This is a genomic window from Azospirillum sp. B4, assembly GCF_000333275.1.
GTDB lineage: Bacteria > Pseudomonadota > Alphaproteobacteria > Azospirillales > Azospirillaceae > Nitrospirillum.
The window spans coordinates 1-758 of the sequence record NZ_BACU01000251.1; the positions used below are offsets into that span (position 1 = coordinate 1).

At 67.9% G+C, this 758-nt stretch carries 1 protein-coding gene; it reads right to left on the reverse strand.

Features of this window, described 5'->3' with window-relative positions; genetic code table 11:
• Nucleotides 1-748, reverse strand: a 748-nt coding sequence (locus I55_RS10590; RefSeq protein WP_252181103.1) for a universal stress protein, incomplete at its 3' end; no start/stop codon positions are given.
• Nucleotides 749-758: the final 10 nt, after the last annotated feature.

A 758-nucleotide genomic window follows, 5' to 3' on the forward strand; every position in this document is an offset into this window, starting at 1 on the left:
TGGGTGGGATCTCGTCCGCCTCCACCGCGTCGCCGGCGATGACGTGGACGGAGATGGTGCCGGCCTTGCGCACCAGTTCATGCACCACCGAGCCGTGCACGATCTCGAACCAGCGGGACCGTTCCGACTTGCCGATGATGATGTGGGTGAAGTTGTTGGCGCGGGCGTAGGCCAGCACATCGGCGGCGATGGTACGGCCGGGCACGGTGATGGCCTCGCCGCCCAGTTGCTCCGCCAGGCGCAGGGTGTCGGCGACGCGGTCGCGCGCGGCCTCGCCCAGGCGCTGGGTGCGCGCGGTCTCGACATACAAGGCGGTGAACCGGGTCTTCAGCCGGTCGGCCAGACGCTTGGCGTAACGCACCAGGCCGCCGGCCGTCCTGTCCTCAGACACGCAGACCAGCACACGGTCCCCCGCCGCCCAGGGGCCCTGGATGGCGTGACGCTGCATGTAGGACAGCATCTGGTCGTCCACCCGCTGCGCCGTCCGCCGCAGCGCCAGTTCGCGCAGCGCCGTCAGGTTGCCGGGGGAGAAATAGTGCTTCAGCGCCCGTTGCGCCTGTTCACGGATATAGACCTTGCCCTCGTTCAGGCGCTTGATCAGGTCCTGCGGCGGCAGGTCGATGACCTCGATCTCATCCGCCATCTCCAGCACGCTGTCGGGCACCGTCTCACGCACGCGGATGCGGGTGATCTGCGCCACCACGTCGTTCAGGCTTTCCACGTGCTGGATGTTAAGGGTGGTCAGCACGTCGATGCCG